Source organism: Staphylococcus sp. NAM3COL9, assembly GCF_001431205.1.
GTDB lineage: Bacteria > Bacillota > Bacilli > Staphylococcales > Staphylococcaceae > Staphylococcus.
This window is the reverse complement of record NZ_LGPC01000016.1, coordinates 104,452-121,214: the sequence shown is the minus strand read 5'-3', so window position 1 is coordinate 121,214 and position 16,763 is coordinate 104,452. Positions and strand designations below refer to the sequence as shown.

Genomic DNA, 16,763 nt, shown 5'->3' with positions numbered 1-16,763 from the left:
TTCCTTTAGTATTGAGATAAGCTTTGAAACAGACTTATCTAAAAATGATAAGTGTACATATAAGTATTTGAATGTAAATTATCTGAATTTAATAGAATTTGGGGGTATATTTCTATGAACGCAATTAAACGCTTTGGGAGTGCGATGATAGTTCCAGTACTGATGTTTGCTTTCTTTGGTATTGTTTTGGGGTTTTCTACATTATTTAAAAATCCTGCAATAATGGGCAGTATTGCAGAAGATGGGACAACTTGGTTTAGAATATGGTCTGTAATAGAATCTGGTGGTTGGGTAATATTCGATCATATGGAAATTGTATTTGCTGTCGGGTTGCCACTTTCTTTAGCTAAGAAAGCACCTGGTCATGCTGCACTAGCAGCGTTAATGGGTTATCTCATGTTTAATACATTTATTAACGCTATGCTTACACAATGGCCACATACATTTGGAGCTAATTTTGAAGAAGGAGTAGAAAATGTTACTGGACTCAAGACAATTGCTGGGATTGAAACGTTAGATACCAATATTTTAGGTGGTATCATAATTTCTAGTATTGTGACATGGATACATAATAGGTTCTACAGTAAGAGGTTGCCTGAAATGTTAGGAGTGTTCCAAGGATTAACATTTGTAGTAACGATTTCGTTTTTTGTTATGTTGCCGATTGCATTGATAACATGTATTATTTGGCCAACGATTCAAGGTGGTATTTCTTCATTACAAGGATTTATCATAGGATCAGGTTATATTGGGGTATGGCTATATCATTTCTTAGAAAGAGTACTTATTCCAACTGGTTTACATCACTTTATTTATGCACCAATTGAAGTGGGGCCAGTAGTGGTAAACCACGGATTAAAAGCAGAGTGGTTTGCGCATGTAAATGAATTTGCGACGAGTACGAAGCCATTGAAAGAACAATTCCCTTATGGGTTTATGTTGCAAGGTAACGGTAAAGTATTTGGAGCGATAGGTATTGCATTAGCAATGTATTCAACAACGCCTAAAGAGAATAAGAAAAAAATTGCAGCGCTACTTATTCCAGCTACATTAACTGCTGTAGTTGTTGGTATTACAGAGCCATTAGAGTTTACATTCTTATTTATTGCACCTTATTTATTTGTATTGCACGCACTATTAGCTGCAACAATGGATACACTTATGTATGGATTTGGACTCGTAGGTAATTTTGGTGGAGGTCTATTAGATTTCTTTGCTACCAATTGGATACCTTTAGCACAAAATCATTGGTTAACCTATGTAATTCAAATCATTATTGGTCTTGTATTTACAGCTATTTATTATTTCTTATTCAGATACTTAATTTTAAAATTCAATATTCCACTTCCTGGTCGTAAGAAAGACGAAGAAGACGTGAAGTTATATAGTAAAAATGATTATAAGAGTAAAAAAGGTAGTGATGACAAAGGAAACACAACATCTACTGGTAATGAATACGAAGACAAAGCAAATTATTATTTAGAAGGTCTCGGCGGTAAAGAAAACATCAAGGACGTAACAAATTGTACGACACGCTTAAGATTAACAGTAAATGATATAAAAAAAGTAGAAGAAAGTGGTTATTTCACATATAATCAAATGGCACATGGATTAGTTAAAAGTGGTAAAAACGTTCAAGTCGTGGTTGGTATGTCAGTACCACAAGTAAGAGAAGCCTTTGAAAACATCCTTAACGAAGAAGAGCAAGATTAAATAGATAATAAAAAATAAGCACAGCCCATATGGAATTGTTCCATGGGCTGTGCTTTGCTATATAGACGAATTACGAAATTCTAGCTTTATTCATTAATCGTGGTTGGTATATTGCACCAAGTACATCAATGTTATGAGTAGCAACCATTTGGATGAGTTTTGCGAAAACTTTAGGAGAACAAGAAACATTTATTTTATCTTTATTGAAGGTATATATAATATGCTCTGTTTGATTGATTAGATTCAAAATATCAATGACTTTATCTTTGACAAAAGCGTCATAAAGTCCATCAATAGTCAGTTCAAACCGTTTAGAAGATAACAATAAATGATTAAGATCTAATAACTTTTCAGAATGATTACTTTCTATAATTTGGTAAATTAAATAATTATGAAAGCTAAGAAAACTAATAATATATGGTAATTGGTACTTTGGTAAGTTGACCTTTAATGCATACAAGTTATTTTCTTTGAAAATCGAAAATTTGAATGAGTTGCAAAAATAAATTTGCTTACATAATGTTGTTAAATTTTTACGTGTGGTACGTTTGTTAAGTCCACCTATATTTAATACAAAAGTTTCCGTTCTATCTAAAAACATATTATACCTCCACATCTATATAAAGTGTCATATGGATATTAATCATAATATTCTTTACACTTAAATTTATACAAGTTTTTATTTCTATTAAATTGTACCACTCTTTTAAAATGTTGACACTAGGTCTTTAGAACGAAGTTGGAAATTATTTTAGAGTTTAATAATATGTCATTTAAAAAGTTGGAATATTTTGAAAATTAAGTTGTATAGCCGTTTAAAGTATGATACATTTTTCTTTATTAATACATAGAGGAAGTGTTTAGAGATGTTATCAAAAGTGAGCAGGTTTGCAACAAACACATTCTTGATATGGATGTTAATCGCTGCAATAATTGGATTTTTTTTTCCAACTCAGTTAGCTACATTAAGTGGTTGGGTGCCATATTTACTTGGTATCGTAATGTTGGGTATGGGGTTAACCATTGATCCTAAAGATTTTAAAATTGTATTTCAATCGCCTAAGTACGTAATAATTGGGGTGGTTTTACAATACACAATTATGCCTTTAGCAGCTTATTTAATCGCTAAATTATTTCAATTACCGCCAGAAATTGCAATTGGTGTAATATTAGTTGGGTGTTGTCCAGGGGGGACATCAAGTAACGTTATGAGTTATTTAGCAAATGCGAATGTTGCATTGTCTGTAGCTATTACAAGTGTATCTACGTTGCTTGCACCATTCTTAACACCAGCATTAATTTATTTATTCGCACATGAATGGTTACAAGTCTCATTTATGAGTATGTTTTGGTCAGTAGTACAAGTGATACTTATCCCTATTGCGATTGGCTTTATATTACAAAAAGTATTTAAAAAATTCGCTGATAAGTCTGCAACTGCATTGCCAATAGTTTCTGTAATTGCTATTTCACTCATACTCGCTTCTGTAGTAGGTGGGAGTAAGTCACAAATACTTGAAACAGGATTACTCATATTTGCAGTAGTCATACTACATAACGTTGTTGGTTACGTACTTGGGTATACATTAGCAAATATATTTAAATTGGAACGCGCTGATAAAAAAGCTGTTTCGATTGAAGTTGGTATGCAGAATTCAGGACTGGCAGTAACACTCGCTACCGTACACTTTAGTCCTTTATCGGCAGTACCTGGAGCAGTATTTAGTTTGATACACAATATTACCGGACCGATTTTAGCAAAATATTGGAATAAACGGTAATAACATTGGAAGCATATATAATAAGCTCACTTCAAATTTGAAGTGAGTTTTTAATTTAGATATTACCATTTTGAAATCGAAACTGCATAATTCGATTTTAAAATATGATAAGCTAACATTAACATATTTTAACGAAACAACATGGGGACAGAGGAGGATATATTATGTATAGAGCAGTCGTATTTGATTTTGATGGCACGATTATTGATACAGAAAGACATCTATTTGAAATTATTAATAAACACTTGAAAAAACATAATTTAACTGAAATAACATTGGATTTTTATCGTCAATCTATTGGTGGAGCCGCAACGGATTTACATGGTTATTTAGAAGGTCAATTAGGCAAAGAAAATAAGCATGAAATTTATGTTGAACATAGTAGCACGAGCGTTGACTTGCCAATCATTGATGCAATGAAACAGTTAATGAACTATTGTAAAAAATGTCATATACCAATGGCGATTGCGACGAGTAGCTATAGAGCTGATATTAAACCAGCTTTTGAAAGTCTAGGACTAAGCAATTATATCGATATCGTTGTAGGGAGAGAAGATGTTGAAGCGGTTAAACCAAGCCCTGAACCATACCTCACTGCTGTTCAAAAACTTAATTACAACCCTGGAAATTGTTTAGCAATCGAAGACTCTGTTAATGGTGCAACTGCTGCAGTTTTAGCTGGTTTAGATGTTATCGTCAATACAAATACAATGACAGAAAAACAAGATTTTAGCGAAGTGGCATTTACTGGAAAAGATTTAACTGGTGAAGAAATCATTGCGACATATTTTGAGAAAAATAGAGGCTAATTAAATGAGTGGATATTTAATTTTATTTTTCTTGGGTGGCCCCATTGTATTGGCGATAAGTAATTTAGTGTTAGGACCAATCTTTAATAAAAAATTACCTTTTAAAATACAATTCAGATCATTTATGGTAGGGACAATGGTTTATTTGTTAGGCGCTAGTTTAATATATTATTTTGTTCTTCAGGATAAATTATAAATTTGTACCTGATTTTAAATATAAAAAGGGAGCTTCCTTGTGGAGGCTCCCTTTAGAACGTAAACAAATCACTATAGCAAAGTCAACTTCATTACATATTTTAGAATATATTTAATATATGTATTGCCAATTATAGAAGTTGAAAAATTAATGTTGCTACAACGAGGACGAGTAGTATTGAATCTATACCTACCATTATTGCAAAACGTGTGTTTTTTTCACCAGTTTCTTTGGAGGCTTTTACTGCTTTTAAATTAGGAATCAAACTTACTATTAGTAAAATGATTACAATAACGCCTATGATCATACTCAAGATCTGTCACCACCATTTTTATTTTTTTCTATATATTCCCAAACATAACCAGCGATGATACCAAGGATTAAACCGACAATAATACCAACCTTTATAGTAGATATTAAAGCACATATGATAATAACTATTAACAATGCGATTGGAATCGTGATACCAAATTTATATTTTCGTTCTGGTGAATCAACAATAGAAAATAAGACATAATATAATATAGCAAATACTACAATTACAAGTAGACTTTTTAAAATTAATTGTCCAATTGAACTATCTGAACCAGTAACATAATTTAATAAGAAAAATAGTACACCAAAGATAAGAGAAACTGCAATTGTTCTTTTAAGTAAAATTTTATTCATGTTTGACTCCTTTGTAATAAAATCTAATGAAAATTATACCATAGAAAGTTTAAAATATAGAATGTCACAAAATGAATGTAATCTTCTCCATCATATTGATGATAATCATTTACATATGCGTAAAACAATCCAATAAAAATAAAATCAGTAAAGTTTTTAAAATTACTTTGCAATTTTTGACGAAATAAAATACAATTAATAACGGAATGTAAGCCCTTACATAATTTAAAAAATAATTTTTCAAATTTTTAGAATTTATAGTATAATGGCGACATGATAAGTGTTTCACCTTTATTTATAATCGAAAGAGATGGGGTTTGAATTATGAATGAGAACAATGAGCTGCAGAGGGGACTAGGTGCACGTCAGATGAGAATGATTGCACTTGGTGGAACAATTGGAGTCGGACTGTTTTTAGGAGCTACAAGCACTATAAAATGGACAGGTCCTTCTGTTATATTTGCATATTTAATTGCAGGTATTTTTATATTTTTAGTAATGAGAGCAATGGGAGAGATGGTTTATTTACACCCAACTTCTGGTTCCTTTGCTAACTTTGCAAGTGATTACATACATCCAGTAGCTGGTTATTTAACTGCTTGGAGTAATATTTTCCAATGGGTAGTTGTCGGTATGAGTGAGGTCATAGCCGTCGGAGAATATATGCATTATTGGTTTCCAGATTTACCGCAATGGATTCCAGGTGTTATTGTAGTAATATTATTGGCTAGTGCAAATCTTGTGTCAGTTAAAGCTTTTGGTGAATTTGAATTCTGGTTTGCGATGATCAAAATCGTAACGATTATTTTAATGATAATTGCTGGTTTTGGAATTATCTTTTTCGGTTTAGGTAATGGAGGAGAGGCAATTGGACTTTCTAATTTATGGGCACACGGTGGTTTTATGCCTAACGGTTGGATTGGTTTCTTCTTTGCATTATCTATCGTAATTGGTTCATATCAAGGTGTAGAGTTAATTGGAATCACTGCCGGAGAAACAAAGGATCCACAAAAAAATATAAAAAGTGCAGTTAATGGTGTGATTTGGCGTATATTAATTTTCTATATTGGAGCTATTTTTGTAATTGTTACAGTGTATCCTTGGGATCAATTAGGTAACATTGGTAGTCCATTTGTTGCTACATTTGCAAAAGTTGGTATTACATTTGCTGCTGGACTAATAAACTTTGTTGTACTTACTGCAGCAATGTCTGGATGTAACTCAGGTATATTTAGTGCAAGTCGTATGACATTGAATTTATCTCAAAAAGGTATGCTACCAAAATTCTTTGGTAAAGTTATGAAAAATGGTGTGCCAATCTGGACTGTAACTGCGATTGCATTAGGTATTTTAATCGGCGCATTATTGAACGTTATTTTACCGTTATTTATTAAAGGTGCAGATAGTATCTTTGTATACGTTTATAGTGCATCTATATTACCGGGTATGGTGCCTTGGTTTATGATTTTAATTAGTCACTTAAGATTTAGAAAAAATCATCCTGAAGAAGTAGAAGGACATCCATTTAAAATGCCAGGTGGGGCTTTTACTAACTACATTACAATGGCATTCTTTATTATTGTATTGATAGGCATGCTATTTAATAAAGAAACAGTAGTCTCTGTAGTAATAGGTATAGTATTCTTATTATTCATGACAATGTTCTTTTTCTTAAAGGGCTATCATAAGTTAGATAAGGATAAACAAATTTAACGTAGGTTGAATAATTTCAATTAAATATAGGTTAGCTATTTAATGACTGAAACTACTAAGTTGTAAAATAGCTAGCCTTTTATTATAAAAATATCTCTAAAAACTGTGGATATATAAGTATTTACATAATCACTATTTACAGAAAATTTACATAATTAAAATGTTGACACAAAACTAGAAGATTACACTTAACATGTAAGCACAATAATACATATCAAAGGAGTTATTAATTTATGAAAATATTTAATAAGTTAGCAACTGTAACTGTAGCTAGTGCAATTGTTGTTGGCTCTGCATTAGGAAATGTAAATTCAACATATGCTTCTGGTGATGGAAAAGCATCAAATGAAACACCTGATGCATCGTATATGGGAAACACTAAAAATCCTAAAAATGTAATATTCTTAGTAGGCGATGGGATGGGACCATCTTATAATTCAGCGTATCGTTATTTCGCAGATAATCCTGAAACAAAAGAAATGGAAAAAACTGCGTTCGATAAACATCTTGTCGGTAATCAACGTACAAATCCAGCTGATTCAAAAGAGAACGTAACGGATTCAGCAGCATCTGCTACTGCCTTTAGCTCTGGTCATAAAACATATAATGGCGCAATAGGTGTAGATGAGAATAAACAAAATGTTAAAACAGTGTTAGAACAAGCAAAAGAAAATGGCAAATCTACAGGTTTAGTTTCAACTGCTGAGATTACAGATGCGACACCTGCAGCTTATGCATCACACGTAGATTCACGCGATAAAAAAGATGAAATCGCACAACAATTTTATAATGATAAAATTAACGGTGAACATAAAGTAGATGTCTTACTCGGTGGTGGCGCAAAATATTTCGGTAAAGAAAATGGCAATTTAACAGATGAATTTAAAAAAGATGGCTATGATGTTGTAGATAATAAAACAGATTTACAAAAATCAACAAGTAAACAGATATTAGGTTTGTTTGCTGATGGAAATATGCCATTACAAATAGACGCACCTGATAAAAATCCTGAACTATTAGATATGACAGAAACTGCAGTTAATAAATTACAGCAAAATGATAAAGGATTCTTCTTAATGGTGGAAGGCGCTTCGATTGATAAAGCAGGGCACCCAAATGATGTTACTGGTGTAATGTCAGAAATGGAAGGTTTTGAAAAATCATTTGATTATGCCATGAACTATGCTAAAGAACATAAAGATACACTTGTAGTGGCAACTGCAGATCACTCGACAGGTGGTTTATCAATTGCAAAAGGTGAAGACTACCTTTGGAACACTCAAGCAATTCACGATATGAAACATTCAGGAACATACATGACTGAGCAAATTGCAAAAGGTGAAGATGTTGAAAAAGTAGTTAATGAAGGATATGGTTTTGAAGTAGAAGCAGCTCAAATTGATAAAATTAAAGATGAAGCTAAGAAATTGAAAAAATTAAATGAAGATGATGAAGCATATGAAGGGCAATTACAAGAATTACAAGATGCAATTCAAAAACCAATCAATGATAAATCGAATACAGGTTGGACTACAACGGGACACACAGGTGAAGATGTAAACACATATGCGTATGGGCCTGGTAACGATAAATTCAAAGGAAATATAGATAATATAGATAATGCTAAAAATATTTTTGATTTTTTTAAAAATGAAGCTAAATAAACAATATATCAATATTTAAGATAACTTTTAATAAGGGACTAACAATCGCTTTATGATTTACTAGTCCCTTATTTTAATTCACAAAGAAGCACCTATCGAGGCAGTATATTATGCTGACGATAGGTGCTTCTTTTCTTTTATAAAGTCCAACTTAACATATAGATTAATGTTTAAATTGAATTTTAGATAAATGCTTACGGTAATTATCTAAAGCCATTTTGGACTGTGTAATAGAATCTAGTGCACTTTGATAATTCAATGCGATATAACGATAGTATAGTATATCTACTGTAAAAAGTTGAGCAAATAGTGATGTTGTTGCAGCCATACGCAGTTCGTTTTCATCCGTTTGACCATATATTAAAGTATGGTCTGAGACTTTTGCGACAGGGTTATCATTAGAACTAGAAATTGTAATGATCGGAATGTTATAGTCTGTTGCGACTTTAGCCATAGATTGCATTTCACTGTGATTACCTTGATTTGTTACAAAAAGAATACAGTCATTTTCATCATGTGTTGCTAATGTTGACATAAATAAATGCGTTTCTTGTAACAAACGTACATTGAGTCCAATGCGTGATAATTTTTGAAATAAATCAGTAACGATTACGAGTGAAGCGCCATAACCAAATAGGAATATTGTATTTGAACGCTTCATTGTTTCACAAATACTGTCAATACTATATTCATCTATATACGTCGATACATAGTTCATCGTGTCCGTTGCACGAGATAGCATTTTTGTTTTTAGCGTATCGACTGATTCATTATCCGCCAATTCAAGGTGATTATTATTGATTGCATCATCAGGCAAATAACGTGAAATAGCAATTTTCAAATCTTGGAAACCTTTATCTGTAATTTTTTTGCTAAACCTAACGATAGATGCTGTGCTAGTATGAATCTCATTAGATAAATCTTGTACTGACATATTGATAATTTCATGTGGTGAATTCAAAATAAAATCTGCAATCTTTTTCTCACTTTTAGTTAATTGAGCATAATTGCTGTCAATTTTGTAAAGTACATTGGTCATAGTTAATCACCTAAGCTATCAGATTCTCTCATAGTCTTCGTCGTACCTAAGAAAAAGGTGAAGACGAAACCACCTGCGTAAGCAGCGAGTAGTCCTGCAATATATCCTAAATACATATGATCTGAAATCAAAGGTAACAATGAGATTCCACTAGGTCCGATTGCAGTTGAACCGATGTGACCAATACCTCCAATAACAGCGCCACCAATACCGCCACCAATACATGCAGTGAAGAATGGTTTGCCTAATGGTAAAGTGACACCATAAATTAATGGTTCTCCGATGCCTAAAAATCCTACAGGTAGTGCACCTTTGAGTGTATTTCTTAAAGTCGTATTTTTTCTACATCTTACCCATAAAGCTAAAGCAGCACCAACTTGTCCAGCACCTGCCATTGCAGCAATAGGAAGTAAATAAGTTGCACCCGTTTGATTGATCATTTCAATATGAATAGGCGTAAATATATGATGTAATCCTAACATAACTAGCGGTAGGAAAAAAGCACCGATGATAAAGCCACTAAAAACGCCACCGATACTGATTGTAGCATTGATGACAGATACTAAACCATCAGAAACAAAGCCAGCTAATGGCATAAAGATAAATATAGTTAATAAACCAATGGTAAATAACGTAATAGTTGGTGTGACAATAATATCTACTGCATTAGGGACAATTTTATGTAATCGTTTTTCAACGATACTAAGGAGCCAAACTGCAAAAATAACGCCAATAATACCACCTTGACCAGATTGTAATGGTTCGCCTGTAAAGATATTAATAATTGCATTTTTATCAGTTAATCCTGTGAGTAATGTGGTACCACCAATAACACCACCTAATCCTGGTGTTGCACCGAATTCTTTGGCTGCATTAATACCTGTAAAGATAGCAAGATAAGCTAACATACCATCTTTAATTACATTGAATACTGTGACAAGTTGTGTGACCCAGTCGCCTGAAATTTGGCCAGCAGCTAAAAGGTTACTTAATACTGCAGCAATACCACCAATTAAACCGGCACCAATAAAGGCTGGTATTAATGGAATAAAGATATTGGCTATTGTTTTTAATAATTTGTTGAAGGCGCCACGCTTTTGTTTGCTCTGAATTGCTGTTTTATTTTCTTGTGCTTTTGCTTTTGCATCAGCTTTATAATTCGTTGAGTTGTGAGGGATTGTTTCCCCTAGACGTACACCGCTTAATTGAGATATATGATCTGCTACTTTATTCACAGTACCTGGACCAACGACCACTTGCACGCGTTCATCTTTTACGACGCCCATAACACCTTGAGTTGCTTTTAATTTAGCATAATCTATGTTACTTTCATCGATTACTTTAATTCTGACACGTGTCATACAATTAATAACATTGTCCATATTATCAAGGCCACCAACAGCGTCTATAATACGTTCTGCGAGTTTTTGTTCTTTTGTCATCCTATATACCTCCTTATTGCATCATAGTTATATGGTTCATGCGGTAACGTGACATCGCTATTTAAATCAGTGTGAATTAATTTTTAATTGCTTGTTTAATAATACTGTCATTTTGACGTAATTTTGTTTCTGCTTCAGCTTTTGAAACATCACATAGGTACATAACGACTGCTTGTTTCAAGTTTTGATCTGCGTCGTTATAAAGGTTTTGAGCTTGTTCATATGAAATATCACAAATATCTTGAATAATACGTACTGAACGATCAACTAATTTGTCGTTTGTGGCTTTTACATCTACCATAAGATTGCCATAAACTTTTCCCACACCAACCATCGTGATTGTGGAGATCATATTAAGAATTAGTTTCTGTGCTGTTCCTGATTTTAATCTCGTAGACCCAGTTAATACTTCGGGACCGACATTAACTTCTATAGGGAATTCAGCTAATTTGCTAATTTCTGTATCCACATTGCAAGAAATGGCAACTGTATGAGTACCTATCTCTGTAGCGTATTTTAATCCGCCTTTGACGTATGGTGTAGTCCCACTTGCAGCAATGCCTATAACCACATCGTTGTCTGTTAAGTCAATGTGTTTTAAATCGTCATGAGCGAGTGATTCACTATCTTCAGCACCTTCGACTGCGACTGTCATAGCAGGTTGTCCACCAGCTATTAATCCGATGAACTCATCAGGTGTTGTATTAAATGTAGGCACACATTCTGATGCATCGAGTACGCCAAGTCTGCCACTCGTGCCTGCACCCATATAGATAATACGACCACCTTTTTTAAATTGCTTCGTTGTAACTTCAATAATTTCAGCTAAGTCAGGCAATATTTGTTTTATCTGTTGAGGTACTTTTTGATCTTCTTCATTCATAGTCTCTAAAGCTTGTTGAATAGACATTTCATCTAAATGCATTGTAGCTTCATTTCTTGATTCAGTTATTAAATTATTCATCTTTACAGCTCCTTAGTCTTGTGAGTAAATTCAAATGTGTCGTTAGGACGCATGCATTGAATTAATGGTAAATCAGTCTTTTTTACTTCACCTACCACATTGATATGATCATGTGGTGGCAAGTTATTTTTGATAATCTGTAACTCACCTTGATAACGCCCATTCAGTTTATTATCCACGGTTATAGTACCGAAATCACGACCATTTGTTGAATATGGTTTGATTTCTGTATCACAGTAAAGACGAGCTTCTTGTGACCTAATAACATGAGCTGGATTATCAGCACGTACAGTATGAGGTTTAAATAATATTGTTGATACTTGATCATCTAAGAGCTCAATATTTAAGTTGAAATGTCTGTGGTGTAAAAAAGTAATGAGTTGTTGTGCAGTATGTGAATCAATGAGTGGGTCCCCAATCATTACATGTTCGACTAAGTTATCTTTAAGTAGCTGTGCACTTTGAATAGGGTGCTGATATCTCGTTGATTCAATTGTTGGCAAGCCTTTATAGAGAGGGCCGCGCAATGTTGAGCCAGCGATGAAGCCAAATATATCTGCATGTGCGTTATATTTTAAAATCAAATTGTTTTGTGACGTTACAAATTGCGGCTCCAAACCGGTATCAGGTCTTGGATAATAATTATGACAATAACTAAGATAAGTAAAATCTTTAAGCTCATGATAGAGTTGTTGCAATAATTGCTCAGAGATGATGCTAGCATTGATGCAACATTTGAATCCGTTATTGATAATATCGTTGACGACATTTAAAGAGGTATTATGATCAATACGAATCATAAATTCTGCTGCTTCATATTGATGTAAAAATTGATAGAAATTGTGATTCAGCAACAAGGGATTGATATCAATCATATATGTAAGCTGATCATTAGATAAATAATCTAAAAGTTCTTCCAAATAGCGATATTTAGTACTTTCGTTTTCTTCAGGAATTTGTACCGATGTGAAAATTGTGCTGTAGCCTGAAGTAATCATCCGTTTGATATATGGTTTGTCGATGGTCTGTCCAAGATATATAGAAAATCCATGCATTGCTATCACTCCTTATATTGCTGTAATCGTTTTCATTGTACAACACATGAAAAACTATTACAATTTTAATATATATAAAACTTTTAAGTGTAATATTGTTACAAAAAAGAGGTTAATAATTGGTGGATACGAAATAAACGTTGCTGAATATCACTTATATATTTCGTTGTATTACCAATTGTTAGTTCATCTATAGGCTGCTCAATTTGATCAGAAAGAAATTTAAAGTAATTATAGTGAATAAGAGAAGCGTGATGCTTTGAGACACTTTTTAAAGCGGAGTATTCTTTATCTATATAATCATGAATATTTTCTTTGAAGTCGTTTTTCTTTTTATGATTGGTTACGATTGCGAATTTATATATTTCTAATAAGTTCAATAATTTACTGATGTGTTGTTCTAAATGATGGAATTCTAAGTTATACATAAAGACTTCCTTTCATAAATGTGATGAAATTATTTTATTTAACTTAAAAAATTTGGTTGTGTTTAGAGTGGATTTAAATACTCAACATTCAATATTGATTGAAATAGGCGCATAACTATAAAATAGCGGAGAGGAATTTTGATAAGTTACTACGCTATTGCTTATAGTAAAAAATATCAGTAATAAAAAAACCAACTGAGACAATTAGGACTCAGTTGGATTTAAAAATTGTTGGTAATTATTTATTGTAATGTCTTGAGTCTTAATTGTCTTTTCAAATGAATATGAGATATCGTGTATATCAATAATAGGGATTTCATTTGTTTTACCCAAACCAATTTCAAAGACGACTGCTTTCCACAAACCTTTTTCACATAATAATCCGATGAAAATGACATTTTCAGTACCGATATTTGTACCGTTATGGTATTCCATTGCCATAACATTTCTTTCAGTACAATAAATGAGGACTTCAGAAAATATAGGTGGTAAATTTGTATGTTGTCGATGATCAAATTTAATATAACGATCTAGCTTTTTCAAAGCGCGTCGCATTTTTGTATAAGGTAAATTTAAACACTTTTTAATAATTGCATTAACTTCTTCTTTATAAGGTAACGTTGTGTAAGACTGACTTTCATTAAGTACTAAGAACAAAGCGGATAGTTGATTCTCAGTCAGCTCAATCTCATAACTATTTGGTGTTTCTTGAAGTTGATAGCCACCTAGTTTACCGTGCTTTGCTAAAATTTTCACACCTTGATCTTCTAAATCTTGAATATCTCTTAAAATCGTTCGTTTTGATACATCTAAATTTTTTGCTAACTCTGAAGCGGTAATTTGTCTATTCTCTTGAATAGCTAGAACAAGTTTATTTTGTCTTTCGCGTTTATTCATTAGAAAGTCACCTCCCAAATGATTACATATTACATTTATTATATCATAAATGTGACAATGACGACATTTAGAAAAATTTTTTTTAAAAATATGAAGAAAACGCTTACATTCATTAAAAACTTATGTTAATATGTAGTTAGTAACAAGGGGGTAGCGAGTAGATGACAAAGGGGTAGGCTATTACATATAGTTTTGTTAACATCTAATTCGTTCACGTTACTAATCAAACATCTTCAATATTTATTACTTACTTTCCTTTCTATTTAACCGACTAGCTATGCTGGTCGGTTTTATTTTTATGTCATAACGTCAATATGTGTGCCAAAATGTTTTAATGGTTATGGTATATCACATATTTCATTAATATTTCTATGATAAAATATAATAAATTAAAGATAGTTGATACTTAATAAAGAACATAATAATTTATAAATATAAAGAGGTGCCTATACATGGAAAAAGAGCAATTAATTTATATCGATGATGCTGTGAGGGCTTGGTTTGAAACATTGGATCAGATTATCCCGAAGTTAATCGAAGATATGGTTACGAGTACGAAACAAAATAGATTTGATTTAGTGACAAATGTTGATAAATCAATACAACATAATTTCGAACAATTTTTAAAGCAAAACTTCCTGGAACATCAGTTGTTCGCTGAAGAAAAGTCAAATGAGGAAGTGTATCCTAAAGAAGGGCATGTATGGGTTATGGACCCAATTGATGGAACGACAAATTTAGTTAAACAACAAGAGGATTACTGTATTATTCTAGGTTATTTTGTTGATGGTGAACCAGTACTATCATATATTTATGACTACCCACATGGACAACTGTACAAAGCAGCTAAAGGATACGGTGCATATGTGAATGGTAAGCCACTAGAAAAACCTGAAAGTATTGATTTACAAGATGCGATTATTTCATTTAATACATTAGTTATGAATGATGAAACTATTCATGGTTTAAATGATGCTTCATTTAGCCATCGTTATATCGGATCTTGTGGTTTAGATTCAATCCGTGTAATCAAAGGACAATTTGGTGCGCATGTTAATACAAATCCAAAACCTTGGGATATCGCAGCGCAATTCTTGTTTGCCAGTGAACTAGGACTTAAAATGACGACATTAGATAATACGTCACTAGACTTTTCTAAAGCAGGTCCATTTATTATTAGTAACAATGCTTGTCATGAAAAAGTATTAGGTATACTAAATTCAGGAAATGGATACAAAATACAATAAAAAATCACTGTATTTAATATTTGTTATATAAATAATAGGTCTCAAGCACTATGTCAAACCTAACTTATTAATATATAATATATTACTAAATGATAGAAAATTGAATACAGAAACGGAGAATGATAAGAGTGAATCGTTCTAAAAAAAATAAAAAAATGGGATTACCCACAAAATTAATATTGTGGTTCTTTGGTATATTAGTTTTATTAGCTTTACTAGCAGTTATTTATCTAGGGTTTAAAATATTTTCTGTTGGAGGATCAATTCATAATCCTTTAGACAGAAATAAATCTTCATTAAGAGATAAAGATGTAAACTTAGATGATGGTGACCCATTTACTATTGCGCTTTTTGGTGTAGATTCTGACGCCAAAAGAGATGCTGATGGTGGAGGCCAACGTAGTGATACAGTAATGGTATTATCGATTAATCCACAGAAAAAAACGACAGAAATTGTCAGCATTCCACGAGATACGCAAGCAGAAATCGTCGGTAAAGGTACTACTGAAAAAATCAACCACGCATATGCTTATGGTGGACCTGATATGGCAGTGAAATCAGTAGAGAATTTATTGAATGTACCTATTGATCACTACGCAACGATAGATATGGACGGCATGCAAGATATGATAGATACTGTCGGTGGTATCAATGTAACGAGTAATGCATCATTTTCATATGATGGATATCAGTTTAGTGAGGGCATTCAATCCCACATGGATGGAAAAGAAGCGATGGCTTTTATTAGAAGTCGTAAAGAAGAAGGGGCTGGCGGAGACTTTGGTCGTCAAGAACGTCAACAACTTGTTATCCAAGGCTTAGCTAATAAACTTACAAGTATCAGTTCAGTTACACATTTTAATTCATTAATGAATCATGTTGAAGATAATGTGAAAACGGACCTTACAGTTGGAGAATTAAACAAAATAAGAAGTAATTATAATGAAGCGAATGAACAAGTCAATAGACACCAATTAGATGGACAAGGTGGCATACAAGATGATGGCTTGTACTATTTTATACCAAGTGAAAGTTCACTTAGTGAAATTGAAACAAACATTAAAGATATTTAGGAATGTAATTTAAATGAACTATAGATTTTGGCGAATGCTAAAATCTATAGTTTTTTTGTTAATATATATGAAA

The 16,763-nt window shown here is 32.6% G+C and carries 17 protein-coding genes; 8 read left to right on the top strand and 9 right to left on the bottom strand.

The window, feature by feature from the left end; translation table 11 throughout:
• Positions 1–114 precede the first annotated feature (114 nt).
• Positions 115–1,713, top strand: coding sequence for an alpha-glucoside-specific PTS transporter subunit IIBC (locus ACA31_RS10305; protein WP_057513233.1), 1,599 nt, complete (start codon positions 115–117; stop codon positions 1,711–1,713).
• A gap of 70 nt (positions 1,714–1,783) precedes the next feature.
• On the opposite strand, the gene ACA31_RS10300 is transcribed toward ACA31_RS10305, so the two are convergent.
• Positions 1,784–2,314: a hypothetical protein gene (locus tag ACA31_RS10300; RefSeq protein ID WP_057513232.1), complete on the bottom strand. Its 531-nt coding sequence runs from the start codon at positions 2,312–2,314 to the stop codon at positions 1,784–1,786.
• 265 nt (positions 2,315–2,579) lie between these two features.
• Here ACA31_RS10300 and ACA31_RS10295 point away from each other — a divergent pair, with 265 nt between their 5' ends.
• From ACA31_RS10295 to ACA31_RS10285, 3 genes are all read left to right on the top strand, one after another.
• Positions 2,580–3,494, top strand: coding sequence for a bile acid:sodium symporter family protein (locus tag ACA31_RS10295; RefSeq protein ID WP_057513231.1), 915 nt, complete (start codon positions 2,580–2,582; stop codon positions 3,492–3,494).
• Positions 3,495–3,658: 164 nt separating this feature from the next.
• Positions 3,659–4,303, top strand: coding sequence for an HAD family hydrolase (locus ACA31_RS10290; protein ID WP_057513230.1), 645 nt, complete (start codon positions 3,659–3,661; stop codon positions 4,301–4,303).
• A 4-nt stretch (positions 4,304–4,307) separates the two neighbouring features.
• Positions 4,308–4,499, top strand: a complete 192-nt coding sequence (locus ACA31_RS10285) for a hypothetical protein (protein WP_057513229.1) — start codon at positions 4,308–4,310, stop codon at positions 4,497–4,499.
• Between the two features lie 130 nt (positions 4,500–4,629).
• Here ACA31_RS10285 and ACA31_RS10280 read toward each other — a convergent pair whose 3' ends face one another.
• On the bottom strand, positions 4,630–4,812 hold the full coding sequence (locus ACA31_RS10280; protein WP_002506889.1) for a hypothetical protein: 183 nt from the start codon (positions 4,810–4,812) through the stop codon (positions 4,630–4,632).
• Positions 4,809–5,168, bottom strand: a complete 360-nt coding sequence (locus ACA31_RS10275; RefSeq protein WP_057513228.1) for a hypothetical protein — start codon at positions 5,166–5,168, stop codon at positions 4,809–4,811. The genes ACA31_RS10280 and ACA31_RS10275 overlap by 4 nt, the downstream gene beginning before the upstream one ends.
• Positions 5,169–5,492: 324 nt before the next feature.
• On the opposite strand from ACA31_RS10275, the gene ACA31_RS10270 reads away from it, so the two are divergent.
• Positions 5,493–6,881, top strand: coding sequence for an amino acid permease (locus tag ACA31_RS10270; RefSeq protein WP_057513227.1), 1,389 nt, complete (start codon positions 5,493–5,495; stop codon positions 6,879–6,881).
• Between the two features lie 233 nt (positions 6,882–7,114).
• A complete protein-coding gene (locus ACA31_RS10265) occupies positions 7,115–8,545 on the top strand; it encodes an alkaline phosphatase (RefSeq protein ID WP_057513226.1) in 1,431 nt (476 codons plus the stop codon).
• 163 nt (positions 8,546–8,708) lie between these two features.
• Here the strand turns inward: ACA31_RS10265 and ACA31_RS10260 are convergent, their stop codons facing one another.
• The 6 genes from ACA31_RS10260 to ACA31_RS10235 form a co-directional block, all read right to left on the bottom strand.
• Entirely contained in the window at positions 8,709–9,584 is an 876-nt protein-coding gene (locus ACA31_RS10260; RefSeq protein WP_057513225.1) for a MurR/RpiR family transcriptional regulator, read from the bottom strand.
• 2 nt (positions 9,585–9,586) lie between these two features.
• Positions 9,587–11,026 (bottom strand): PTS transporter subunit EIIC, encoded by a 1,440-nt coding sequence (locus ACA31_RS10255; RefSeq protein WP_057513224.1) that lies wholly within the window; start codon positions 11,024–11,026, stop codon positions 9,587–9,589.
• Between the two features lie 76 nt (positions 11,027–11,102).
• Positions 11,103–11,990 (bottom strand): N-acetylmuramic acid 6-phosphate etherase, encoded by an 888-nt coding sequence (murQ, locus tag ACA31_RS10250; RefSeq protein ID WP_057513223.1) that lies wholly within the window; start codon positions 11,988–11,990, stop codon positions 11,103–11,105.
• 2 nt (positions 11,991–11,992) lie between these two features.
• Positions 11,993–13,045 carry a MupG family TIM beta-alpha barrel fold protein gene (locus ACA31_RS10245; RefSeq protein WP_057513222.1) on the bottom strand — a complete coding sequence of 351 codons (1,053 nt, stop codon included), beginning with the start codon at positions 13,043–13,045 and terminating at the stop codon, positions 11,993–11,995.
• A gap of 98 nt (positions 13,046–13,143) precedes the next feature.
• Positions 13,144–13,473 carry a hypothetical protein gene (locus ACA31_RS10240; RefSeq protein WP_057513221.1) on the bottom strand — a complete coding sequence of 110 codons (330 nt, stop codon included), beginning with the start codon at positions 13,471–13,473 and terminating at the stop codon, positions 13,144–13,146.
• 204 nt (positions 13,474–13,677) lie between these two features.
• Positions 13,678–14,370 carry a helix-turn-helix transcriptional regulator gene (locus ACA31_RS10235; protein ID WP_057513220.1) on the bottom strand — a complete coding sequence of 231 codons (693 nt, stop codon included), beginning with the start codon at positions 14,368–14,370 and terminating at the stop codon, positions 13,678–13,680.
• A gap of 452 nt (positions 14,371–14,822) precedes the next feature.
• Here ACA31_RS10235 and ACA31_RS10230 point away from each other — a divergent pair, with 452 nt between their 5' ends.
• On the top strand, positions 14,823–15,617 hold the full coding sequence (locus ACA31_RS10230) for an inositol monophosphatase family protein (RefSeq protein WP_057513219.1): 795 nt from the start codon (positions 14,823–14,825) through the stop codon (positions 15,615–15,617).
• Positions 15,618–15,745: 128 nt separating this feature from the next.
• Positions 15,746–16,690 (top strand): LCP family glycopolymer transferase, encoded by a 945-nt coding sequence (locus ACA31_RS10225; RefSeq protein WP_057513218.1) that lies wholly within the window; start codon positions 15,746–15,748, stop codon positions 16,688–16,690.
• The last annotated feature ends 73 nt before the right edge of the window (positions 16,691–16,763 follow it).